This is a genomic window from Phaeobacter sp. (genome assembly GCF_022825805.1).
GTDB lineage: Bacteria > Pseudomonadota > Alphaproteobacteria > Rhodobacterales > Rhodobacteraceae > Phaeobacter.
Map to the genome: position 1 here is coordinate 1 of NZ_JAJDWC010000110.1, position 23,657 is coordinate 23,657.

22 protein-coding genes, 1 tRNA gene and 1 pseudogene are annotated in these 23,657 nt (G+C 59.8%); 9 read left to right on the forward strand and 15 right to left on the reverse strand.

Annotation, left to right across the window (positions count from 1 at the left end):
* Positions 1-288: 288 nt before the first annotated feature.
* Genes glp through Q0C28_RS12510 form a run of 6 tightly spaced genes read right to left on the reverse strand, consistent with a single transcriptional unit; the run spans position 289 to position 5,057 of the window.
* Positions 289-1,461: a gephyrin-like molybdotransferase Glp gene (gene glp, locus Q0C28_RS12485; RefSeq protein WP_293576259.1), complete on the reverse strand. Its 1,173-nt coding sequence runs from the start codon at positions 1,459-1,461 to the stop codon at positions 289-291.
* Positions 1,462-1,932, reverse strand: coding sequence for a cyclic pyranopterin monophosphate synthase MoaC (gene moaC, locus Q0C28_RS12490; RefSeq protein WP_293576261.1), 471 nt, complete (start codon positions 1,930-1,932; stop codon positions 1,462-1,464).
* On the reverse strand, positions 1,932-2,744 hold the full coding sequence (trpC, locus tag Q0C28_RS12495) for an indole-3-glycerol phosphate synthase TrpC (RefSeq protein ID WP_293576263.1): 813 nt from the start codon (positions 2,742-2,744) through the stop codon (positions 1,932-1,934). Before trpC ends, moaC begins: the two co-directional genes overlap by 1 nt.
* 14 nt (positions 2,745-2,758) lie before the next feature.
* The gene (locus Q0C28_RS12500; protein ID WP_293576265.1) at positions 2,759-3,457 is read right to left on the reverse strand and encodes a uracil-DNA glycosylase; all 699 of its coding nucleotides are present in this window, start codon (positions 3,455-3,457) and stop codon (positions 2,759-2,761) included.
* Positions 3,454-4,479 carry an anthranilate phosphoribosyltransferase gene (gene trpD, locus Q0C28_RS12505; protein WP_293576267.1) on the reverse strand — a complete coding sequence of 342 codons (1,026 nt, stop codon included), beginning with the start codon at positions 4,477-4,479 and terminating at the stop codon, positions 3,454-3,456. Before trpD ends, Q0C28_RS12500 begins: the two co-directional genes overlap by 4 nt.
* A complete protein-coding gene (locus tag Q0C28_RS12510) occupies positions 4,476-5,057 on the reverse strand; it encodes an aminodeoxychorismate/anthranilate synthase component II (RefSeq protein ID WP_293576269.1) in 582 nt (193 codons plus the stop codon). Before Q0C28_RS12510 ends, trpD begins: the two co-directional genes overlap by 4 nt.
* A gap of 199 nt (positions 5,058-5,256) precedes the next feature.
* Between Q0C28_RS12510 and Q0C28_RS12515 the strand changes: the two genes are divergently transcribed.
* A complete protein-coding gene (locus Q0C28_RS12515; RefSeq protein ID WP_293576271.1) occupies positions 5,257-6,954 on the forward strand; it encodes a polysaccharide deacteylase family 2 protein in 1,698 nt (565 codons plus the stop codon).
* A gap of 238 nt (positions 6,955-7,192) precedes the next feature.
* Here Q0C28_RS12515 and trpE read toward each other — a convergent pair whose 3' ends face one another.
* The 6 genes from trpE to fabI all read right to left on the reverse strand — a co-directional run bounded on the left by trpE (position 7,193) and on the right by fabI (position 14,314).
* The gene (trpE, locus tag Q0C28_RS12520; protein WP_293576273.1) at positions 7,193-8,704 is read right to left on the reverse strand and encodes an anthranilate synthase component I; all 1,512 of its coding nucleotides are present in this window, start codon (positions 8,702-8,704) and stop codon (positions 7,193-7,195) included.
* Positions 8,705-8,719: 15 nt separating this feature from the next.
* Positions 8,720-10,561 carry a peptidylprolyl isomerase gene (locus Q0C28_RS12525; protein WP_293576275.1) on the reverse strand — a complete coding sequence of 614 codons (1,842 nt, stop codon included), beginning with the start codon at positions 10,559-10,561 and terminating at the stop codon, positions 8,720-8,722.
* A 191-nt stretch (positions 10,562-10,752) separates the two neighbouring features.
* Positions 10,753-11,970, reverse strand: coding sequence for an aminotransferase (locus Q0C28_RS12530; RefSeq protein WP_293576277.1), 1,218 nt, complete (start codon positions 11,968-11,970; stop codon positions 10,753-10,755).
* 214 nt (positions 11,971-12,184) lie between these two features.
* Entirely contained in the window at positions 12,185-12,688 is a 504-nt protein-coding gene (gene gpt / locus Q0C28_RS12535; RefSeq protein ID WP_293576279.1) for a xanthine phosphoribosyltransferase, read from the reverse strand.
* Positions 12,689-12,722: 34 nt separating this feature from the next.
* The gene (locus tag Q0C28_RS12540) at positions 12,723-13,337 is read right to left on the reverse strand and encodes a LysE family translocator (RefSeq protein ID WP_293576281.1); all 615 of its coding nucleotides are present in this window, start codon (positions 13,335-13,337) and stop codon (positions 12,723-12,725) included.
* A gap of 158 nt (positions 13,338-13,495) precedes the next feature.
* A complete protein-coding gene (gene fabI, locus Q0C28_RS12545) occupies positions 13,496-14,314 on the reverse strand; it encodes an enoyl-ACP reductase FabI (RefSeq protein WP_293576283.1) in 819 nt (272 codons plus the stop codon).
* A 149-nt stretch (positions 14,315-14,463) separates the two neighbouring features.
* On the opposite strand from fabI, the gene pdxH reads away from it, so the two are divergent.
* The 5 genes from pdxH to Q0C28_RS12570 all read left to right on the forward strand — a co-directional run bounded on the left by pdxH (position 14,464) and on the right by Q0C28_RS12570 (position 20,781).
* Entirely contained in the window at positions 14,464-15,069 is a 606-nt protein-coding gene (gene pdxH / locus Q0C28_RS12550; protein WP_293576285.1) for a pyridoxamine 5'-phosphate oxidase, read from the forward strand.
* A gap of 116 nt (positions 15,070-15,185) precedes the next feature.
* Positions 15,186-15,722, forward strand: a complete 537-nt coding sequence (locus tag Q0C28_RS12555) for a cold-shock protein (protein WP_293576287.1) — start codon at positions 15,186-15,188, stop codon at positions 15,720-15,722.
* Positions 15,723-15,727: 5 nt separating this feature from the next.
* Positions 15,728-16,231, forward strand: coding sequence for a DUF192 domain-containing protein (locus Q0C28_RS12560; RefSeq protein ID WP_293576289.1), 504 nt, complete (start codon positions 15,728-15,730; stop codon positions 16,229-16,231).
* 44 nt (positions 16,232-16,275) lie between these two features.
* Positions 16,276-16,352 (forward strand) — tRNA-Pro (locus Q0C28_RS12565).
* Positions 16,353-17,130: 778 nt separating this feature from the next.
* Positions 17,131-20,781 (forward strand): vitamin B12-dependent ribonucleotide reductase, encoded by a 3,651-nt coding sequence (locus tag Q0C28_RS12570; protein ID WP_293576291.1) that lies wholly within the window; start codon positions 17,131-17,133, stop codon positions 20,779-20,781.
* 257 nt (positions 20,782-21,038) lie between these two features.
* On the opposite strand, the gene Q0C28_RS12575 is transcribed toward Q0C28_RS12570, so the two are convergent.
* Entirely contained in the window at positions 21,039-21,302 is a 264-nt protein-coding gene (locus Q0C28_RS12575; RefSeq protein WP_293576293.1) for a hypothetical protein, read from the reverse strand.
* A gap of 302 nt (positions 21,303-21,604) precedes the next feature.
* On the opposite strand from Q0C28_RS12575, the gene Q0C28_RS12580 reads away from it, so the two are divergent.
* The 3 genes from Q0C28_RS12580 to Q0C28_RS17775 all read left to right on the forward strand — a co-directional run bounded on the left by Q0C28_RS12580 (position 21,605) and on the right by Q0C28_RS17775 (position 22,981).
* Positions 21,605-22,120 (forward strand): molybdopterin-dependent oxidoreductase, encoded by a 516-nt coding sequence (locus Q0C28_RS12580; protein ID WP_293576295.1) that lies wholly within the window; start codon positions 21,605-21,607, stop codon positions 22,118-22,120.
* Between the two features lie 185 nt (positions 22,121-22,305).
* Positions 22,306-22,707, forward strand: a complete 402-nt coding sequence (locus tag Q0C28_RS12585; RefSeq protein WP_293576297.1) for a GIY-YIG nuclease family protein — start codon at positions 22,306-22,308, stop codon at positions 22,705-22,707.
* Between the two features lie 121 nt (positions 22,708-22,828).
* Positions 22,829-22,981: an HNH endonuclease gene (locus Q0C28_RS17775; RefSeq protein WP_366934240.1), complete on the forward strand. Its 153-nt coding sequence runs from the start codon at positions 22,829-22,831 to the stop codon at positions 22,979-22,981.
* A 257-nt stretch (positions 22,982-23,238) separates the two neighbouring features.
* Here Q0C28_RS17775 and Q0C28_RS12590 read toward each other — a convergent pair whose 3' ends face one another.
* Together Q0C28_RS12590 and Q0C28_RS12595 are read right to left on the reverse strand one after the other, a co-directional pair.
* Positions 23,239-23,469 (reverse strand): hypothetical protein, encoded by a 231-nt coding sequence (locus Q0C28_RS12590; protein WP_293576299.1) that lies wholly within the window; start codon positions 23,467-23,469, stop codon positions 23,239-23,241.
* Positions 23,469-23,657, reverse strand: a pseudogene (locus tag Q0C28_RS12595) (hypothetical protein); the annotation flags it as partial. The pseudogene Q0C28_RS12595 and the gene Q0C28_RS12590, both read right to left, overlap by 1 nt.

Here is a 23,657-nt window from a genome sequence, read left to right on the forward strand (position 1 = left end):
CCCGCTTCGACGCGTGCGAACGCAGCAGCCCAAATCTCCAGTCGCCTACGGCTCGTTCCGATTTGGGCTGCTGCGGTACTAACTGAAGCGGACAATTGGCATGTTACCTACACCGGACAATTCAGAATGTTCTCGACAGTCGGTTTGGGGCGCAAAACACTCGCAGAACACCAGAGACATGGCGTAGACCCATGCCGCGCAGCAATCTGGCGCGGTGGTTGGTAAGTGGCCTGGGAAAGCCCCGCGTGATCGTCGCGGGAGTGCTAGGCATCGCAGATTGGGTCGCGATCAGATCGGTAGATACGACAGCTCATCACCGGACTGGCGTGCCGGGTCCTGTTTTGGGCGCACAACAAGGACATTGGCATCCGCCAAGATCGCGAGTTTCGAGCTGTCCTGATCGTCGAAGACGTGCAGCGCCCCGTCAATCAGGCGGGCACGCATGTAATGCTCCCGTGGACCATTTGGCCCGACGTCATGAGCCAGCGGAGCGGTGCGGTGGGCATTGGATTGCGGTGGCAACCCGAGCAACTTGCGCACCATGGGCAAGATAAAGATATGTCCGCAAACCATTGCTGAAACAGGGTTTCCTGGCAGTCCAACCATGGCCGATCCCGCGAGGTGACCCGCCATCAGGGGTTTGCCAGGGCGCATCGCGACCTTGTAAAATGCACGCGACATACCCAGCGTTTCGGTTACACCCGCGACCAGATCATGATCACCAACAGAGGCGCCACCAATGGTGATCACCAGATCTGCGCCCTGCGCCAGTTCCAGCGCGGTTTGCAGCGCCCCCACCGTGTCGCCCGCAATTGGCAGGATCCGCGGGGTTGCGCCCGCGGCGCGCAGCAGCGCGTCAAGGCCAAAGGTGTTGGAGGCGATGATCTGATCAGGTCCAGGCGTGTCGCCGGGCAGCACCAGCTCGTCCCCAGTTGAAATCAGCGCCACGGTGGGCCGGCGGCGGACCGGAACCTCAGCAATGTTCATTGCCGCCATGAGGGCGACATCCGCGGGTGTCAGGAGGCGGGGGGGCGACAGGCTGTCGCCGATTTTGAAATCCCCGCCCTTGGGGCGAATATTGCTTTGTGCACTGGGGGTGTCGGTGATCGTGATCAAGGATCCGCTTCGCGTCACATCCTCTTGTATGACAACGAAATCAGCGCCCTCCGGGACAGGAGCTCCGGTGAAGATGCGCACCGCCTGACCGGCGCCGACGCGCCCGTCAAATCCATGGCCTGCAGCGGCCTCTCCGATGACCTTGAACATGGCGTCGCGTTCGACCTCTGCCGCCTTGACCGCGTACCCGTCCATGGCGGAGGCGGCAAATGGCGGCTGATCCCGCTTGGCGACAACCGGCTCTGCGAGGACACGGCCAGCGGCCGCGCGCAATGGTACGGTTTCGCTGTCCAGCGGGGAAACAAGATCGAGCAGCGCCTGCAGCGCTTTGGAGACTGAGATCATTTATACCTCGTAACGGCCTGATTTTCCGCCGTCTTTCAGGATCACACGGACGCCACCGATGACCATCGCCTTGTCCACGGCCTTGGCCATGTCATAGACGGTCAACGCAGCGGTAGAGACCGCGGTCAGCGCCTCCATCTCCACGCCTGTCTGGCCCGTGGTCTTGACCGTGGCCTCCAGCCGGACGCCAGGAAGGTCCGGATCCAGGGTCAAATCAACTGACACTTTGCTCACCGGCAGGGGGTGACAAAGCGGGATCAGATCTGGGGTTTTCTTCGCACCCATGATGCCTGCGAGACGGGCCACGGCCAGGACATCGCCCTTTTGGGCGCGACCTTCTGAAATGATATCAAAGGTTTCAGGCGCCATGGTGATGTGAGCTTCGGCGGTGGCGATGCGGGCGGTCACGGCCTTGTCGGAGACATCGACCATATGGGCGTCGCCCTTGCCATCAAAATGGGTCAAAGCCATCACATGGCTCCTGGCATCAGCGGATTGGCAAGGATCTGGCGGGTGGCGGCTGTTACATCCTCCTGGCGCATCAGGCTTTCGCCGATCAGGAAGGTCCGGGCACCATAGCGCGCCATATCGGCCAGATCCGCAGGTGTCGAAAGCGCGCTTTCGCAGACGATCGTGCGGTCGGCGGGCACCAAACGCGACAGGGTCCTTGTGGTGTCCAGGGTGGTCTCGAATGTCTTCAGATTGCGGTTGTTGATGCCCAAGAGGGGCGATTTCAACGCACAAGCGCGGTGCAGCTCCTCTTCGTCGTGGACCTCCAGCAACACGTCCATGCCCCATTCGAAAGCGGCGGCCTCCAGCTCTGCGGCCTGGCTGTCGGAGACGGAAGCCAGGATGATCAGGATGCAATCCGCCCCAAGGGCACGGGCCTCGGCGACCTGATAGGTATCATACATGAAATCCTTGCGCAGCGCGGGCAGGGCGCAGGCAGCACGCGCCTCCGTCAGGAAGGATTTCGCGCCCTGAAAGCTGGGGGTGTCGGTCAGAACCGACAGGCAGGTGGCGCCGCCCGCCTCATAGGCTTTGGCGAGGTCCGCGGGGTGAAAATCCTCACGGATCAGGCCCTTGGAGGGGCTTGCTTTCTTGATTTCTGCGATCAGACCATAGCCGTCTCGGTTGGCGCGGGTTAGCGCATCAGCAAAACCGCGCACGGGGCTGGCCTCACGCGCTTCGGCCTCCACGGCTTCCAGCGGTTTGGCGGCTTTGTCGGCGGCGACCTCTTCCAGTTTATAGGCTTTGATTTTGTCCAGCACGGTTTCTGTCATGGCGGGGCCTCCGGTCAGGGGTTCCAGTCGATCTGCGGCTGATTTCGCGAGTGCAGCCAGCGGTTCACTGTCGAAAAGGGGCGCGAGCCGAAAAAGCCACGCCGCGCCGACAGAGGAGAAGGATGAGCGGTCTTCAGGATGAGGTGATCGCCCGGTTGAATATGTTTTTCAAGCCCTTGGGCCTGTTTGCCCCAAAGAATATAAGCGGTTGGCCGTCGGCTGGATAGGGCCAGAACCTGATGGGCCAACTCCTGCCAGCCCAAGTCCTTGTGGCCGTTCGCCTCTCCGGCGGGCACGCTGAGCACGGTGTTCAGCAGCAACACGCCCTGACGCGCCCACCCGCGCAGATCGCCAGTGTTGAGGTGGATATCAAGATCATCTGCCAACTCTTTGAATATATTGTTCAAAGAACGGGGCAAGGGATGAACCTCGGGCGCGACAGAAAACGCCAGCCCATGGGCATGGCCCGGGGTTGGGTAGGGGTCTTGACCCAAGATCACCACGCGCAGCGAGGATGGCGGTGTCAGTTGGAGCGCTGCCAGCCGCTGCTCTGCTGGGGGCAGGATCACGCCTGGTTCGGCCGCCAGCCGTTCCATAATTGCGGGATAACGATCGCGGAAAAATGGCAAATCCTCCCACCCGCCAAGATCGGGCAGGTCCGAGAGATCCGTCAGATCCGACAGGTCTGGTCGTGCCGCGGGGTCTGCGCTCATGTAGCCGCGGCTGTGGTGATGCGGGCAAGCGCCTTGATCTTGTCGCGGGCGGCGCCGCTGTCGATGCTGACGCGGGCCATGTCGACGCCGGTTTTCAGATCATCTGCTGCGCCTGCCACGACCAGGGCGGCGGCAGAATTCAACAAGACCGCATCACGATAGGCCGATGGCGCGCCGTCCAGCAGCGCGGTAAACGCGACCGCGTTTTCTTCGGGCGTGCCCCCAACGATGGCCTCAAACGGATGGACGGGCAGGCCTGCGTCCTCCGGATGGATCTCAATATCGGAAACACTGCCGTCCTGCGACAGGGCCGCGACCCAGCTGACGCCAGTGATCGTCAACTCGTCTGTGCCATCCGAGCCATGCACCAGCCAAGCTTGTTCCGACCCGAGCTGGCCCAGGGTTTCGGCCATCGGTCGGATCAGATCGCGGGAAAATGCGCCGGTCAGCTGGCGTTTCACACCAGCGGGATTTGTCAGCGGGCCGAGGATGTTAAAGATCGTGCGTGTGCCCAATTCCTGCCGTGTGGGCATCACATGGGCAATCGCCGGATGATGCATCGGCGCCATCATGAAACAGATCCCGGCCTCGCGCAGGGCTTGTTCGGCCACGGGGGCGCCCACCATCACGTTGATCCCCATCTGGCCCAGAGCGTCTGCTGCGCCGGATTTGGACGACAGGTTGCGATTGCCGTGTTTGGCCACAACGGTTCCTGCACCGGCCACGACAAAGGCGGTGGCGGTCGAGATGTTCAACGTGCCTTTGCCATCACCGCCGGTGCCAACGATGTCCATGGCGCCATCCGGAGCTGCAACGGGATTGCATTTGGCGCGCATCACCGCAGCGGCGGCCGCGTATTCATCCACCGTTTCGCCACGGGTGCGCAGCGCCATCAGCAGTCCGCCCATCTGGCTGGGGGTGGCGTTGCCTTCAAACAGATGGCTGAAAGCGGCCTCTGCCTGCGTGCGGCTCAACGGGCCTTCGGCGGCGGCATCAATCAGCGGTTTCATTTCATGGCTCATGCGGGCACCTGCATCACATCGAGGAAATTCTGCAGCAGCTTGTGGCCGTGTTCAGAGGCGATGGATTCGGGGTGGAACTGCACGCCATGGATCGGCAGATCGCGGTGCTGCAGCCCCATGATGGTGCCATCGTCCAGCTCTGCGGTGATCTCCAGGCAGTCTGGCAGGCTCTCTCGGTCAACCACCAGCGAGTGATAGCGCGTGGCCTCAAACGGGGTGGGCAGACCTGCGAAGACGCCCGTGTCCTTGTGATGCATCGTGCCCATCTTGCCGTGGACGATGTCCTTGCAGCGCACGATTTTGCCGCCAAAGGCCTGCCCAATGGTCTGATGGCCCAGGCAGACCCCCATCAGCGGCGTCCGCGTTTCCGCGGCGGCTTCGGTCAGGGCCAGGCAGATGCCGGCCTGATCGGGGTCGCATGGACCGGGCGACAGCAGGATCCCCGCAGGCTTCAGCGCCATGGCCTCTTGCACATTCAGGGCGTCATTGCGGTGCACCTGCACCTCCGCGCCCAATTCGCCGAGGTAGTGGACGAGATTATAGGTGAAGGAGTCGTAGTTATCGATCAGCAGCAGCATCTTCGCGGAGCTCGTTTAAGGGCTGGCGGGCCAGAGCCACGCCGCAGTATAGTGGTCAGACCATACATGTTCAGGGTTGCGCGGCAGCGTCAAGTCCACATCACCCCAACAAGATGGATACAGATCATCTTGACGGGGCGTGATCTGGCTGGCCAAAAGACTGTAACCGAAAGAAAAGGCAGCGAGAGGCGGGACAACGATGCGAGGGTTTCTGGGAGGCGTGAGTTTCGGGGCTTTGGTGGCTGCTACGGGGGCGCTGGTCTGGTCGCTCTCGGTGCCGTTGCCGCAATCCGTTGATGTCAGTGTCGCTGATCCGGAACCAAGCCCGGTGGCTGTGGCTGCAGATACGCCGGTCGACAGCACCGGTGCCGATCCGGATGTGGTGGAGACGCCGCCTGCGGCGCTGGGTGCACAGGCGGTGGAGGATGATCTGCTTGCGCTGGAGGAGGCCGACAGATCTGGTGGCGCGCGCCCACAGGTTGGCACCGATGGCGGTGCAGTGGCTGCAGTATCGGATGGCGTCGGCGCGCCGCTGATCGATGTGGGTCGCGATGCCCAGGTGACCCCGGTTGAGCCGCTGCCTGCGCCGGATGCACCCGGTGCCGAGCAGGCGTTGGTGGTGGCAACCGAGCCAGCTCAGCCACCAGCGCCTGATCCGGTGCCAGAGGATGTGGGGTCAGAGCGCGTTAACCAAGGCGCTGCTACCGCAGATGTGGCAGCGGGTGCATCGGACACGGATGGTGCCGCTGAACCGCAGCAAACAGGTGCGTCGCAGACAGGTGCGTCCCAGACAGCGCGATCTGATGGGGTCACATCGGCAGGTGCGACGGAGCAGCTGGCACCGTCGCTCAGCTCTGCGCCGCAACCCGCAGCAGCCCCGTTACTGCCCGGTCAGGGCACGCCTGCGCCTGCCACGGTGGGATCGTTGCCGGGGGGCGAGGTTGGCACAGGTGAAGATCCTGATCAGAACACAGGTCCAAATACAGGCCCAAATTCGGAGCCAACAAGCCGCATTGCCGCGCTGCCAACGGTGACAGGTGGTGCAGACGCAGGCACAGACGCCGCGGATGATCCACAGGCGGATGCTGCAGAGGGCGGCGACGCCACAGATGGCACCCAGGTTGCAGCGGTTGCGCGCCCGCGCATCGGCACGCCTGCGGGCAGTCTTGTGGGGCGCGATGCAGAGCAAGCTGGTCTTGCCACAACTGCGCCCACGGTTGCCCCGTTTGTGGCCAACGCCGAGCCCTTTACCCCGGAGCCGGATCGCGCGCTGATGTCCATCGTTTTGATCGACGATGCAGAGGCGATTGGCGCCGAGGCCCTGCGCGATTTTCCCTATCCGCTGACCTTTGCCCTGGATCCGAACGATCCGCGTGCGGCAGAGAAAATGCGCGCCCACCGTGCCTCTGGTTTTGAGGTTGTGTTGATGGTGGATCTGCCGCGCGAGGCGACGCCACAGGATGCAGAAACGGCGCTGGCGGTCTGGCTCGAGCAATTGCCCCAGGCGGTTGCGATCCTGGAGGGGGTCGGCAACGGGTTTCAGGGCAACCGCCCGCTGGCTGATCAGATGGTTGCCGCACTGGAGGCGCTTGGTTACGGGATGGTGACACAGGATGCGGGGCTGAACACAGTGCAAAAGCTGGCCCTGCGCAATGGCATGCCCGCGGGCGTGGTGTTTCGCGACTTCGACGGCGCCGGACAGGACCCGCGGGCGATTCGACGGTTCCTGGATCAGGCAGCGTTCCGCGCAGGACAGGAGGGCGCTGTGATTATGCTGGGACGGGCGCAGCCGGATACGATTTCATCCCTGCTGTTGTGGGGGCTGCAGGACCGGGCCAGCCGGGTGTCGCTGGCGCCAGTATCCGCCAGTTTGCGGGCCAAGCTGCCTGCGCAGTAGCTTGACGGGAAACTGTGGCACAGTGACTGGGACCCGTGATTGAGGCCGTGGCTTCTTGACGGTGGCTTCTTTACGTTGGGATGCCTTCGGCGAGAGTATTTGGGGAAAGATGACAGGCGCGCGCATGCAGCGCCGGCGGGGGGAGAGAGCCAAGCCAGCTCGGTTCTGGAACCCGGCTCTCAAATTCAACCTTCAAACCCAGCCCTCAAAACCCAGTCCCTAAACCTGGGTTGCGTCCTCAGCTGTTGCCGTTGCCTGTGAATCGCGCCGCGTCTGCCGCCGCCCGGCGGATGGCGTTGGATTTATGGACGGTTTCCATGTATTCGGCTTCCGGATCGCTGTCGTAGACCACGCCGCCGCCTGCCTGAATATAGAGGTTCTTGTCTTTGACAATCGCGGTGCGCAGGGCAATGCACATGTCCATATCGCCACCCGCCGAAAAATAACCCACACCGCCGCCATAGATGCCGCGTTTTTCGGGTTCCAGCTCGTCGATGATTTCCATTGCCCGGACTTTGGGCGCGCCGGAGACCGTGCCTGCCGGCATGCCTGCAAAAAACGCATCCAGCGCGTCTTTGTCGTCGGCCAGTTCGCCCACTACGTTGGACACGATGTGCATGACATGGCTGTAGCGTTCGATGATGAATTTCTCGGTCGGGCGCACGGTGCCCACTTTGGCGACGCGGCCGGTGTCATTGCGGCCCAGGTCCAAGAGCATCAGGTGTTCTGCCAGCTCTTTTTTATCGGCCAACAGATCCTGTTCCAGCGCTTTGTCCTCTTCAACCGTGGCGCCCCGTGGCCGGGTGCCTGCAATCGGTCGAATGGTCACTTCTTTGCCGAAGACCCGCACCAGGATCTCTGGGCTGGCGCCAATCACCTGGAAGCCGCCGAAGTTGAAGTAAAACATAAAGGGCGAGGGGTTGGTGCGCCGCAGTGAGCGGTAGAGCGCGAACGGTGGCAGTGGGAAATCCTGCGTCCAGCGTTGGGCCGGAACCACCTGAAAGATATCGCCTGCACGAATGTAATCTTTGGCCCGTTCGACCGCTTCCATATAGCCGGATTTGGTGAAGTTCGACCGCGGTGGCGCAATTTCGTCCGCATCGCCCAGGTCGCGGCTTTCGGCGGGCATGGCGCGTTCCAGATCACGCACTGCGTCCATCACCCGTTCAGCAGCCTGCGCATAGGCGGCTTTGGCGGTCTGCCCATCGCTGACCCAGGCGGGTGAGACAACGGTCACTTCGCCTTTGACACCATCCAGCACCGCCACCACCGAGGGGCGCAGCATCAGCGCATCCGGCAGGCCAAGGGGGTCGGGGTTCACATCGGGCAGATGTTCAACCAGACGGACCATATCGTAGCCGAGGTAGCCAAACAGACCGGCCGCCGCCTGTGGCAGATCCGCGGGCAGATCAATGCGGCTTTCGGCAATGATGTCGCGCAGGCAGTCGAGCGGGTTGCCCTCCAGCGGCGTGAAGGCCTCTGGATCGAAGCGGGCAGAGCGGTTGAGATCGGCCTGTTCCCCGCGGCACCGCCAGACCAGATCGGGTTTCATGCCGATGATGGAGTAGCGCCCACGCACCTCGCCGCCGGTGACCGATTCCAGCATGAAGGCATCTTTCTGGGCGCCTGTCAGCTTCAGCATCAGTGATACAGGCGTGTCCAGATCCGCCGCCAGACGAGTGTAGACAACTTGGTTTTCGCCGGACTCATAGGCCTTTGCGAAATGGTCAAATTCGGGGGTCAGGGCCATGAGAGACTGCCTTGATTACTGGAAATTCGCGTGAATAGCGCTGAGCGCCTGTGGGTCGATGCGCGGGGCTGCGCGGACCTGGACATCCTGCACAAAGGCCTCAAACAGCGCTTGCGACAGGGCCTGATCCAATTGCAGACCCATGGCTTCGGACAGTGCGGCCATATCGGGCGTTTCGGCCACTGGCAGCTCTTCGATCAGACGCAGGACAGCGGTTGCTGTGCCATCGCTGACAACCGCGACATCACCCGGTGAGAGGCGGAAGACCTCTGCCATCAGGCCTTGTGGGGCGGTGTCGATATAGGCGCTGCGGGTCAGGCCGGTTTCAGAGGTCAGCGACACAGTTTCGGTCAGTGTTGCACCGCTGCGCAGTTGCTCTGCCAGACGCTCTGCCTCGGCCTGCAGAGCGGCCTGAAGACGGCTGTCTTGCCAGGCGGCGCGCAGAGCGTCCTGAGCCTCGTCAAATGGTTGTGGGCGTGGTTCCAGCTCCTCGTCGAGGCGGAGGGCAAACAGGCTGCCATCATCAAGAAACGCGACTTCGGGGAAGTCATCCAAGGTGACAGTGGCCGCAGCAGACCGGAAGCCTTCGTAGGCGGCGATGCCGTCGCTGCTTCCAGCGCTCCAGTTGAGTTTGCCAAGCTCCATGCCGGGTTCGTCCAGCAGCTCTTCGAGCGTCGCACCACCGGCGAGGAGGTCGTTGATTTCCTCGGCGCGGCTTTCGATCAGGCGGCGGGCGCGGTCGGCGGCCAGTTCGGCACGCAGGTCTGCGCGGACGTCATCCAGCGCGGTCACCCGAGCCTCCAGACGGCCATTGATGCGGAACAGGGCGGGGCCAAGATCGCTGTCCAAAGGCCCGACAACCTGACCCACCTCTGCGGCAAAGACACCCTCAGCGGCGGCGCCCAGTTCGGCGCGGCTGACATCGCCAAGGGAGATATCCTGCAGGGTCAGGCCACGGTCGCTCACAAGGGCTTCGAATGTGGTGCCGTTGATGTCCAGCTGCGCCTTGGCGCTGGATGCGGCCTCCTGATCGGAAAACACCAGCCGCTCGACCAGACGGCGTTCGGGGCTTTGGTATTGGGCGCTGCGCTCGTTGAACAGCTGCTCCAGGGCGGCTTCGTCGATGTCGATTTCGTCGATCAGCGCATCCGGCCGCAGCGCGGCGTAGGTGATTACTTTGGTCCGTGGCAGGGTGAAATCGGCGATGTTGTCGTCGTAATACGTCCGCAGCTCGGCCTCGGTCGGCTCTACCGTGGTGAGGGCGACGCTTGACGGGTCAACCAGGACCCAGTCGAAACTGCGTCGCGCACCGACATAGTTGGTCAGCGTGTCGCGCAGGGTCGAAGGCATTTCCACACCGGCCATGATGGCACCCTGTACCAGGGTGCGGGCGGCTTCGCGGCGCAGATCTGCTTCAAACTCACGTTCCGTCAGGCCGATGTTGCGCAGCGCAAACTGGTAGTTGTCGCGGCTGAAGGCACCGTTTGTGTCTTGGAATGCCTCGATCTGGCTGATTTCGGCGATCAGGTTTTCATCCCCGATGGACAGGCCGAGATTGGCGCTTTCTTGATCGAGGGCGGCGATTGCGATCAGACGGCTGAGCACGACGCGGTCGAGCCCCAGTGCGGTCATCTGAGCGATGGGCAGGCGCTGGCCGGTCTGGGCCTCCAGTGCGCGCTGTTCCCGCTGGAGTTCGCGGGCATAGTCATCGACCGAGACTTCCTGATCGCCAACCTGTGCGACCGCCCCAACGGAGCCTGTGAAATTCACCGCACCAAAGCCTGCAAGGCCCACAATCAGCAACCCCATCAGGATCCAGACGAAGGTATTTGATACTTTTTTCATGCCTGTGGCCATTGTGTCCTCGTAGTGTCGGGGCCGCGTCGCGCAGTGCGAGTGGCGGTGCCAGAATGTTCTTGGCCTTGAATACGCTGCAGGGGGAGCCGGGGCAAGGGACGACTGGCAGAAGCGGCGTGGTTCAGGCCGTGGAAAAACGTGCTGGGAAAATGTGGGGGGGAACGTGGTGGAAGAGCGGATCGGATAAGCGGTCAGGGATGCCAATCTATGAGACGGCGGAACAGGTCCTGGATCCCTGCGGTGTCCACATTGGCGAACGCGATGCGGAATTGGCGGTGGCCTGCGGGTTCGCTTTTGGGGGTGAACATGCTGCCCGGCAGCATCATCACGCCCAGTTCACGCACCAGACGTTTGGCCAGATCTTCGGAATGCTGGGAAAACGGGTGCTCGACATAGGCAAAATAGGCGCCACAGCCGAGCAGTTTCCACCCTTGGGCTGCGAGCGGGGCGAAACCCTCTTCGATGGTGCGGCGGCGCAGCAGCAGCTCCTGTCGTTCCTGTTCCAGCCAGTCGTCCAGATGGCGCAGACCATAGAGCGCACCGGCCTGACCCAATTGCGCGGGGCAGATGGCGACTGTGTCCAGAAACTTCTCCATCTCCAGCAGCAAATCGGGATGCGCAGCAATCGCGCCAAGGCGGTGACCGGTCAGCCGATAGGCTTTTGAAAACGAATAGAGATGGATCAGCGTGCCGGTCCAATCCGGGGTTTGAAACAGCCCGTGAGGCGGGCCACTGCGGCTGTCAAAATCGCGGTAGGTTTCATCGACGATCAGATGCAGGCCGTGCTGTTGCGCCAGCGCAAAGAAGCGCTGCACCAGCCCGTCGGGGTATTCCACGCCACAGGGATTGTTCGGGGTGACCAGAACAATGGCCCGGGTTTTGGCGGTGATCAGCTGCTCGGCGGCGTCAGGGCAGGGTTGCATATCGTCGCCAACCGGCAGCGGGCAGGTCTGAACCCCCTGCATATCCAGCCACATTTTATGATTGAAATACCATGGTGTGGGCAGGATCACCTCGTCGTCTTCGCCGCAGATGGCGGCGATTGCGGCGGCAAAGGCCTGATTGCAGCCAGCGGTGATTGCAACCTGACCTGGTGAAAGTGACGCGCCATAATGCTGTGACATCTTCTGCGCCAATGCGGCGCGCAGCTCTTCCTGGCCCAGGACTGCGCCATAAAGATGGCTGTTGTCGTCCTCCAGCGCCGCAGTTGCGATGGCCTGACGCAGACCCGCTGGTGGCGGATCGGCGGGTGCGGCCTGGCTGAGGTTCAACAGCGGCAAGTCCGGTGGCAGATCCAACCCCTGAAGCCAGCGGCGCGATTCCACAATCGGCGAGACAAATGTTGCCTGGGTGCGCGAGGGCGTGGCGATACCTGACCGTGGGGAGCCGGAGCTTTGTGTGGGGGCCATCCTGTGTCCTGTTGGTGCGGCGCCGCCTGTTTGGCGACGATGTGATATGTTGGGTGATATGTTGGCGTTACTCCGCCCCAGAGACGGCAAAGATGCAAGGCCAGAACAGCATCCGGTTGAAAAAATGTCTTCAAACGCAAAAAGCGCCCTCTGAGGAGAGCGCTTTTGAACCGTCACTTAGACCGCCCGCTTGGTTAACCCGTGCGGGACCGGATCAATCGGTGCCGCGGTAAGGTTCAACATATTGCAGGGCCATATCCCAGGGGAAGAAAATCCAGGTGTCCTGGCTCACTTCGGTGATGAACGTGTCCACCATCGGGCGGCCTTTGGGCTTGGCGTAGACGGTGGCAAAATGGGCTTTGGGGTACATTTCGCGCACCAGTTCGAGCGTTTTGCCGCTGTCGACCAGATCGTCGATGATCAACACGCCTTCGCCGTCGCCCATCAGCTCGCTGTTTGGGGCTTTCAGGACTTCGGCGTTGCCCTGTTCCTGATGGTGGTAGGATTTGACGCCGATGGTGTCGACAATCCGGATGTCCAGCTCGCGGCTGACAATCATCGCAGGCGCCATGCCGCCGCGGGTGATGGCGACAACAGCGCGCCAAGCACCATCATTCGGGCCCTGTCCGTCCAGTCGCCACGCCAAAGCGCGGCTGTCACGGTGCAGCTGGTCCCAGGAAATATGAAAGCCTTTTTCATGTGGCAGGCGGTCGGTCATTGTTGTGCTCCTATTTGGATCGGTTCCGGAGGGTTCAGGTTGCGGCGATTTTCACGCCAAGGGCGGCCAGCAACCCGCCAAAGATCCGGTCGATCACATGTTTGAGATTGATATAGCGGCGGCGGGTTTTCTCAAACGAGAAGATCCGCGCCACGAAGGTGTTCCAGGCGAGTTCGCCCAGAAAGATGCAAACCAACAACGCAGCCAAGGCCCAGGCGCTGCTGTTTTCGGGAATGGTGCCCAGGAATACTGCGCCAAAGAACACAGCCGCCTTGGGGTTGGACATCTGGGTCAGGATGCCCAGACGAAAGGCGACCAGCGGGCTTTGTGGCAGGTGATCATCGCTGACGGTCTCCATCGGCGTTTTGGCGTGACGCCACATTTTCCAGGCCATCAGCAGCAAAAAGCATGCCCCCACCAGTTTCAGCACTGTCAGCAGCGCCGGTGCGTATTCAAACAAAACGCTGAGCCCCAGCAAAGCCGCGATCGCCCACATGATGGCGCCAGCGCCGATGCCCGCCGCCAACGCCAGCCCGCTGCGCCAGCCATGCATCAATCCAACGCGAGCCGCCATCAAGACAGCGGGACCGGGGCTGATGGCTGCGAGAAAACAGATCAGAACCGAAGCAACAAAGGCGGTCAGTGTCATGCGGGTTGTCCTTTGGCGGGGCTATGGTCGGGCTTTTGGCAGGGCCATAGGGAGGGAGTAACGGTTAGTGTAGGGGACTGACAGAACGCGTTTGTCGCGGTTAGATCAAGTCCCTCTGTGCGTGCAGGGCGCAGGCAGGGTGCGTGCAGGGCGCGTGGTTATTTGCGCCCTGTTGCGGCGTCGATATCAGGGGCGTCCACCGCTTTCATCCCCACAACATGGTAGCCTGCGTCAACATGCAGGTTTTCGCCCGTGACCCCTGCCGACAGATCGGACAGCAGATAGAGTGCCGAGTTTCCAACATCAGTGATCGACACGTTGCGACGCAGCGGCGAATTCAGTTCATTCCATTTCATAATGTAGCGGAAGTCCCCGATGCCGGAGGCGGCCAACGTTTTTATCGGCCCCGCGGAGATCGCATTGACGCGAATGCCGTCTTTGCCGAGATCTTCGGCCAGGTATTTCACCGAAGCCTCAAGCGCGGCTTTGGCGACACCCATGACATTATAATGTGGCATCACTTGTTCGGCGCCATAGTAGGTCAGCGTCACAGCACTGCCGCCGTCGGTCATCAGCTTCTCTGCGCGCTGCATCACGGCGGTGAAGGAATAAACCGAAATGTCCATGGTCATCTGGAAATTCGACCGGCTGGTGTCGACATAGCGGCCGCGCAGCTCGTTCTTGTCAGAAAACCCGATGGCATGGACCACGAAGTCCAGTTTGCCCCATTTCTCCGAGAGGGCCGCGAACAGCGAGTCAATTGACCCTTCGTCGGAGACGTCACAGGGCAGGACGATATCGCTGCCCAGTTGGGCCGCCAGCGGATCAACCCGCTTTTTCAGCGCATCGCCCTGATAGGAAAACGCCAGCTCGGCACCGGCATCTGCGCAAGCTTTGGCGATCCCCCAAGCAATCGATTTGTCGTTGGCCAGGCCCATGATGAGGCCACGTTTACCGGCCATCAGTTGACTAGACATGCAGGATCTCCGCCCCAGAACTGTGAATTTGCAGATCTTTAATATGTCGCGCCCTGCGCTTCAAGAGCGCTGTCCCTTGCCGCGGGGCGGGCACCGTCCTAGGTTCCGGCGAACACGAATTGAAACCGCCATACAAAAAGAGGTGCGCCATGTCCGATCGCGACGGGATCTTTGCTGGGGATGATCCCTTTGTTATCGCCCGTAATTGGCTGAAGGAGGCAGAGGAGACCGAAATCAACGATCCCAATGCCATTGCTCTGTCGACTGTCGATTCCACTGGCTTGCCAAATTGCCGGATGGTGCTTTTGAAAGACATCGAAGACGCGGCCTTTGTGTTTTACACCAATTACGAAAGTGCAAAGGCTGGGGAATTGGACCAGGCGGGCAAAGCGGCGTTTGTCATGCATTGGAAATCGCTGCGCCGTCAGGTGCGCGCGCGCGGGATCATCACCCGCGAAGATGGCCCGCAAGCGGATGAGTATTACAAGTCCCGCTCGCTAAAAAGCCGTTTGGGGGCCTGGGCCTCCAAGCAATCGCGCCCTTTGTCGAGCCGCGCGGCATTAATGGCCGAAGTTGCGAAAGTCACCGCAACCAAGGGATCGAACCCCGACAGACCACCGTTTTGGGGCGGATTCCGTCTGACGCCGCTGGAGATCGAGTTCTGGGCGGATGGCGCCTTCCGGTTGCATGACCGGTTCGTCTGGCGTCGCGAAAGTCCCGAAGCGGCGTGGGCGGTAGACCGCCTAAGCCCCTAGGTCAAGGGGAGAGAATAGCAGAATTGTGACAATACGGTGTGTTTTTGGCTTGAACTTTTAGAGTAGAATGACGCATCAGACGTGGACCAAGAACAAAAAGACGATGGTGAACGGCGGTGGCAGAAGACTTGAGCAGTTTGCAACAAATTCGCGGACTGGTGAAATGGTTCGACCCGACCAAAGGGTTCGGGTTCGTGGTCTCCGACGCCGGTGGGCCTGACATCTTGCTTCATGTGAATGTACTGCGCAATTTTGGCCAAAGCTCGATTGCGGATGGATCCCGTGTCGAGCTGGTGACCCATCAGACCGAACGCGGTGTTCAGGCGGTGGAGGTGACCTCCATCACTCCGCCCGAACGCGATGACACGCCGGTGCTCAGCGATTTTGCTGAAATGGATCCCCAAACGCTCTACGCTGAACCGCTTGTGCCTGCACGGGTGAAGTGGTTCGACAAGGGCAAGGGATTTGGCTTTGCCAATGTGTTTGGCCGTGATGAAGATGTGTTCTTGCACGTCGAAGTTCTGCGCCAGTCCGGTCTGTCCGAGTTGCAACCGGGTGAAGCGCTTGGCATGCGCGTCATTGATGGCAAACGTGGCCGTATGGCCGTCGAGGTTTTGGCCTGGGAAGCGGCGCTGCAGGATAAAAAGGAATAAGTGAGATGAAACCAGTTTGGTCCCGGGTGAAACGATCTGTTGTCGCGGGGGCTGGACTGTTGGTTCTGTCACTGATCACGCCAGGGGCGGCGGCTGCGGAAACCAGCTGTCGCCCCGATTTTGTTGATCTGCGCGGCACATGGGGCCAGGCGCGGTTTCAAATCGAACTTGCCGACACGCCAGCCTTGCGATCTCAGGGGCTGATGCATCGCACCGCCTTGGCGACGACCTCGGGTATGTTGTTTGTATATGAGCAGCCCCAGCGCGCGGCGTTCTGGATGAAGAACACGCTGATTCCGCTGGATATGTTATTTGTCGACCAGAGCGGCGTTGTGCGCCACATCCATGAAAACGCCATTCCAGGCGATTTGACCCCGATTGAGGGCGGCAATGACGTGCTGGCGGTGCTTGAAATCAACGGCGGTTTGGCGCGCCAATACGGGATTACGGTGGGCACTGAGCTGCGCCATGATTTTTTTTCTGATTTCGGTGCAATTTGGCCCTGTTAGGGGTTTTCAAATCAGCAAAGCGGGGTTAGGAACAGCGCACGGTCCGGGGCGTGGCGCAGTCTGGTAGCGCACCTGTTTTGGGTACAGGGGGTCGTGAGTTCGAATCTCGCCGCCCCGACCATTTCCGCAAGGAACACAAAAAGACGTCGTGCTCTGCACGGCGTCTTTTGTTTTGTGGCTCGTCCATATGTTGTGGTTTGTGCGGCTTCGTCTTCTGTATGTGGTGTATCGGACCGGGGTGAGAATCAAAATCGAGGTCTGGGGTTTGATCAATCTCGCGCGATTGAGGACTCTGTTAACCACCTGTTAACCCTCTGTTGCAATTCCGCGTCGATCTGGGGGGCTGTGGCCAAAACTTGGGCAAAAAATCGACGGCGCGTGACCGCCTGCAGACTATGCGTGAAAGTCGTGCAGGTGAATCGCTCAATGCGGTCCTATGCCCATGGTGCCAGGCGGGGGCGCGGCGGGTCGGCGGCGCGGAAACCCTGCAACCCTCTCTAGTTTGGCGAAAAAAATACCAAGACCAAAGGAGACCCATTGGGGGTATTTCTGTGGATATCATTTGATTGAATCAGCGAGATGGCGAGGGGTCAGATCGTAAAACAAGCGTCAATGCCAAAGATGTTCACAAAGTGCTAAAATTTGCGTTGACCGCCTATGGAGGAATACGCCAAATTGTATCCGTCGACTGACGCAGCACTAGATCTTGATGATTTTTGATGTCGCTGCACCAGGCAGACCAAACATATCACTGGCTCTATGTCGCAAGGGTGTGTGCCCTCTTACTCGATCCAAAAATAGGGATCGACCGGGGGTCTTTTGTGACCGCTGATGGTACCGCTGGGCCTGCGGAAAAGGCGCTAAAGTTATAACGGGACTGCAAAAAAGAGGCAGACGGGATGAAGATTGATCGAAAATTCACAAAAACTGGCCAGGACGCATATGCGGATTTGGATTTTGTGTCTGCGACATCCGAGATCCGCAACCCCGACGGGACCATTGTGTTCCGTCAGGAGGGCATCGAGGTTCCGGCCAGCTGGAGCCAGGTCGCAAGCGACGTGATCGCGCAGAAGTATTTCCGCAAGGCTGGCGTGCCGACCAAGCTGAAAAAAGTTCGTGAAAAAGATGTGCCTGAGTTCCTTTGGCGTTCGACTGCCGCGGACAGTGACACACCGTGCAGCGGCGAAGTGTCATCAAAGCAGGTGTTCGACCGTCTGGCTGGCGCATGGGCGTACTGGGGCTGGAAGGGCGGATATTTCTCCACCGAGGAAGATGCGCGCGCGTATTATGACGAGATGCGCTATATGCTGGCGACCCAGCGGGCAGCGCCGAACTCCCCCCAATGGTTCAACACTGGCCTGCACTGGGCCTATGGGATCAATGGCCCGGCTCAAGGTCACCACTATGTGGACTACAAAACCGGCAAGCTGACCCAATCGACCAACGCCTATGAACACCCGCAGCCGCACGCCTGCTTCATCCAGTCCGTGGATGATGATCTGGTGAACGAGGGCGGTATCATGGATCTGTGGGTCCGTGAGGCGCGCCTGTTCAAATACGGCTCCGGCACCGGCACCAACTTCAGCCACCTGCGCGGCGAAGGCGAAGCCCTGTCGGGCGGCGGCAAATCCTCTGGTCTGATGGGCTTTCTGAAAATCGGTGACCGCGCAGCCGGCGCCATCAAATCCGGTGGCACCACACGTCGCGCCGCGAAGATGGTGATTGTCGATGCGGATCACCCCGATATCGAACAGTTCATCGAGTGGAAGGTGATCGAAGAGCAGAAAGTGGCGTCGATCGTCGCAGGCTCCAAGATGCACGAGAAAATGCTGAACGGTCTGTTTGAAGCCATTCGCGGCTGGGACGGCTTGGAGGCTGACGCCTATGACCCGGCGGTCAACGATGGGCTGAAAAAGGCGATCCGCGAGGCCAAGAAGGTCGCGATCCCGGAAACCTATATCAAACGGGTCTTGGATTACGCCAAGCAGGGCCACACCTCGATCGAATTCCCGACCTATGACACCGATTGGGACAGCGAGGCCTACAGCTCTGTTTCGGGTCAGAACTCGAACAACTCCATCCGGGTGACCAACGCATTCCTGCACGCGGTGAAAAAAGACACGGATTGGGAGCTGATCAACCGTGTGGACGGCAAGGTGGCCCGCACCGTGCGTGCGCGTGATCTGTGGGAAAAAGTCGGGCATGCCGCCTGGGCCTGCGCCGATCCGGGGATCCAGTTCCACGACACGGTGAATGAATGGCACACCTGCCCAGAGGATGGGCCGATCCGGGGGTCGAACCCTTGTTCGGAATACATGTTCCTGGACGACACGGCCTGTAACCTGGCGTCGTTGAACCTGCTGACCTTCCTGAAGGATGGGGAGTTCCAGGCCGATGACTACATGCATGCTTGCCGTCTGTGGACCCTGACGCTCGAAGTGTCTGTTATGATGGCGCAATTCCCGTCCAAAGAGATTGCGCAGCGGTCATATGATTTCCGGACCCTGGGGCTTGGCTATGCCAACATTGGCGGTCTGCTGATGAACATGGGCTTTGGGTATGACAGCGTGGAAGGCCGCTCGCTCTGTGGTGCGCTGACGGCGATCATGACAGGCGTGTCCTATGCGACATCGGCAGAGATTGCATCCGAACTGGGCCCGTTCGCGCGTTACGAAGAAAACGCCAAGCATATGCTGCGTGTGATCCGCAACCACCGTGCGGCGGCCCATGGGTCGGTCGATGGCTACGAAGGTCTGGCCGTGAACCCAGTGCCGCTGGACAGCTCAAACTGCCCGGATGCGCGGCTTGCGGAACTGGCGATGAACAGCTGGGATGAGGCGCTGGAACTGGGCGAAAAGCACGGTTTCCGCAACGCGCAGGCCACCGTTGTGGCACCCACCGGCACCATCGGTCTGGTGATGGACTGCGACACCACGGGTATTGAGCCCGATTTCGCACTGGTGAAGTTCAAGAAGCTCGCAGGTGGCGGTTACTTCAAGATCATCAACCGTTCGGTTCCTGCGGCGCTGCAGGGGCTTGGCTATTCGTCTTCCCAGATCGAAGAAATCGTCTCTTACGCTGTGGGTCATGGCTCCATCGGCAACGCGCCGTCCATCAACCACACCTCGCTGGCCGGTCATGGGTTTGGGCCCAATGAATTGGCCAAAGTGGACGCAGCGCTGGAAAGCGCCTTTGACATCCGCTTTGTGTTCAACCAGTGGACCCTGGGCGAAGATTTCTGCACCGGCGTTCTGGGTATTCCCGGCACCAAGCTGAATGATCCGACATTTGATCTGCTGCGCCACCTGGGCTTCAGCAAGGCAGAGATCGACGCCGCGAACGACCATGTGTGTGGTGCGATGACCCTGGAAGGTGCGCCGCACCTGAAGGAAGAGCATTACAGCATCTTCGATTGCGCCAACCCATGCGGTAAGAAAGGCAAACGCTATCTGAGTGTGGAAAGCCACATCCACATGATGGCGGCGGCACAGTCGTTCATTTCCGGTGCGATTTCCAAAACCATCAATATGCCAAATGACGCCACGATCGAGGATTGTCAGGCGGCCTATGAACTCAGCTGGTCGTTGGGTGTGAAGGCCAATGCGCTGTATCGCGACGGCTCCAAGTTGAGCCAGCCGCTGGCAGCAGCCTTGGTTGAAGACGATGACGAAGCAGCGGAGATCTTGGAAAGCGGCTCGCAGCAGGAAAAAGCGATCACGCTGGCTGAGAAGATCGTCGAAAAAGTGGTGGTGAAAGAGGTCGTCAAATCGCATCGCACAAAGATGCCACAGCGCCGCAAAGGGTATACCCAGAAGGCGGTTGTCGGCGGGCACAAGGTCTATCTGCGCACCGGTGAATACGAAGACGGCAATCTGGGTGAAATCTTCATCGACATGCACAAGGAAGGCGCAGGCTTCCGGGCGATGATGAACAACTTCGCCATCGCGGTCTCTGTCGGTCTGCAATACGGCGTGCCGCTGGAAGAGTTTGTTGACGCCTTCACCTTCACCAAGTTTGAGCCCGCGGGCATGGTTCAGGGCAACGACAGCATCAAGAGCGCGACCTCGATCCTCGACTACGTGTTCCGGGAGCTGGCGGTGTCCTACCTGGATCGGACCGATCTGGCCCATGTGAAACCCGAAGGCGCGACCTTTGATGATCTGGGCCGCGGCGAGGAAGAGGGCGTGTCCAACGTCACTGAGCTGAGCGAAACCGCAGCGACACGGTCCCTGGAGGTTCTGAAGCAGATCTCTTCGACCGGCTATCTGCGCAAGCGCCTGCCACAGGAGCTGGTGGTGCTACAGGGTGGTCAGACCGAAACGGAAATGCTGGCCAATGGCGGTGATCCGGTGGCTGCGCTGCAATCGCTGGTGCCCGAAACCTCCGCAGTGGCGGCGCCGGTTGCGGCAGGCGGCATGGACGCGCGGACCAAAGCGAAGATGCAAGGCTACGAAGGCGAGGCCTGCGGGGATTGCGGAAACTATACATTGGTGCGCAACGGCACCTGTATGAAGTGCAACACCTGCGGCGCAACCTCCGGCTGCAGCTGATCAAACGGGCCTGGTGACCGCCCGGTTTTGGATGCGCCCGTTTTGGACGTGTTTGACCAGGCCCAAGACTAACGATCCATGCGCTGCGACAGCGCGGCGCGTGGGTCAGACAACCGGGATGGGTGCGCTCATCCCCACCACGGATCGCATGACAGGCAAAGACCTCGGGCGGTTAGAAGAACCTTTTGATCCGTGAAACTGAAAGGGGGGCCTCAAGCCTCCCTTTTTTTCGTCTGGTTGCGCCCTGCATGTTGGATCTATCGGTTGCTGATCAGGCCATCTGTGCTATCAACGATAACCGCCGCAGCACCGATCTGTTGTGGTGTCACCAACGGCTCTGCTGTTAGCAGGGCGCTGGAGGGCAGCCATATCAGGGTCGCACCGATGATCATCCGTGCCACTCCTTGGCTCAGCCGACGCAAGAGCGCGGCGCGACGCGGACCCATGCTGCACAGCAGCCGGATGCGGGCGCTATAGCGATGGTCGGCGAGAAAATGGTATCTGATCTGTTCCGGTGTCATGGCTGTGCTCCTTTGACTTCAAGGTAGCATCAGCGGACATATTTTGCGCCGCCTCGGAGGGCCAGTTGTAGGTCACTTTGGTGGGGGCTGATCTAACCCTTTGGATAGGAAGCGTCGGGTGTGCGCCTCACGCGCGCCTGGACAACAACAGGCCGCAGTCAGCCCCTGCCGAGCGCATCCCCCGCGGCCTGAACAAAAGAGACAGAGGAACCTATCCTTTCGGATAGGGGGCAATACCTCTGTCCACGTGCATTGCGAGGCGACACACCCAATACTGACAGCGTGACCAAGAGGGATACGCTATGTTTCGTTTTTTTCTGACTGCACTGACCTGTGTGACCTTGACTGCAACCCCCATCGCTGTGCCGGTCGCAGCCAAAGATCTGGGCGTGCCGCAGGCGGAGGTGGTGCTGACTGTCACAAATTCTGACGTCACCAATGCCGATGGTGTTGCGGTTCTGGATCTCGCGATGCTGGAGCAATTGGGGCGGCGCAGCTTTGAAACAACCACCATCTGGACCGATGGTGCGCAGCGGTTTGATGGTGTGTCACTGGCCACTCTGGTGGATCAACTGGGGCTGCATGGCGCTGCGCTGCGGGCAACGGCGATCAATGACTATTCGGTCACCATCCCACTCGAAGATGTGTCGCGTGATGGTGCGATGATTGCCTATCGCATGAATGGCGCCCCGATGTCGGTCCGGGACAAGGGGCCTTTGTGGATTGTCTACCCTTACGATGAAGACCCGCGGTTTCAGACCGAAGTGATTTATTCCCGCAGCATCTGGCAGCTAGATCGGATCGAGGTGATCGACTGAGAGGGCGACCTTCGATCTAACGATGGGATAAGGGTTTGCCGCGCTGACGATGCTGGCCTGATCGCGACAGACCTATCCGACAGCACAGCCCATCAGACAGGGGTTGTGAATCAGACAGGGGGTGTGACCAGACCAAGGCGACAGACTCCCTGCCGCTTCGCTACGTCGATTGCTCAACCCGTTTCGTGGCAGCAATCAAGGCAAGCGCGGCTCCAACTGTCGCCGAACACCGCAATGTGCTTCACAAAATTGGCGTAACGAGCGGAACGGTGGAAAAACGCATAGCAAATGCCAAGCTTGATCCAACATTTTTAATGGCAGAGGTAGAGGTTGTTGCGACTTACGAGCTCTACAACATCAACAGGACAAAGCTCGAAAACCTAATTCATCGTATCTTTGAATCCGCACGGCTCGATGTCGAGATTAAAGACCGGTTCGGGCATCCAGTCACGCCGCGTGAATGGTTCCTCGTTCCAATGTTTATCATTGATGAGGCTGTAGATCGGATCAAGGACCGCACCATAGCAGGCTATTTCTACGACCCTGCCAGCGCGAAATTAAGAAAAAGGGCTGGATTGCCGCAATGAGCGCGCCAAGCGGCGCGCAGAGCGCATCAAAGCGAACGGCGGATCGCACACCAAGAAAGAGTGGGAGACCCTCCTAGCAGCGTCTCCAAGATGTGCTGAGTGCAAGCGGGAATGGTGTGAGATACCAGCAAGGCCCGACAAGCGCTATAAGCATGTCTGGACCAAGGCACACATCGTGCCAGTCTATCATGGTGGTTCAAATGACATCAGCAACATTCAAGCCGAATGCTACCAATGCAATTTTAAGAAAAATGCTGGCCGCTTGAAGAAGTAGCGTGCAGTAATCCAGGACAAGGACGATATTGTAGCGTCTAGAGTAAGCGAGAGTTATGCGGTGAATTCATTCAAAGTTCCCATTTTTCAGGAGCTTGCAGTGCCGATATTGAAGCATATCCGGCATGATCACACAGCTTGGCGTGAACTTCGCAAAGATGTGGCAAAATCATTTGGTGTGCCGCCCAACGGGTTCTCCGTTTCTAACCCTGTGGGTAGCAAGAACTCCTTTCAGGCAAATTTCGATCTAGCATTTGCTCATCTCAAACAGGCTGGCTTGGTTGTGCAAGAACGGCGGCCATGGCTGAAGCCAAACTCTTTGCCCGCGCATTCTGAGAATTCCTCGAAGACAGCTTTGGGAATTCTTACTTGCAAGGGCTTCAATTCGATCGTCTCAGCGCGACTGTCGTTGCTGATCACATCAGTTTGGCCCTGTGCTTTCGGCGGATTACCTTTCAGGGTTTTTAGCTTCGCAATATTTGTTGTCATTAGGCGACCCTCTTTTCAGCAAGCTCCGAAAGGCGATCAACAATACTCTGCGCCAGATTCGAAGCTTTGCGGTTTAACGTTACATAAGAAGTTTCGGTAATTGCCTTGCCGTTGTCGGATGCCGATCCGTAGGCAGTGGAAACCGGAATTTCTCCTTCGAGGACGGAATAACCGGCCTCTTCCAGGTA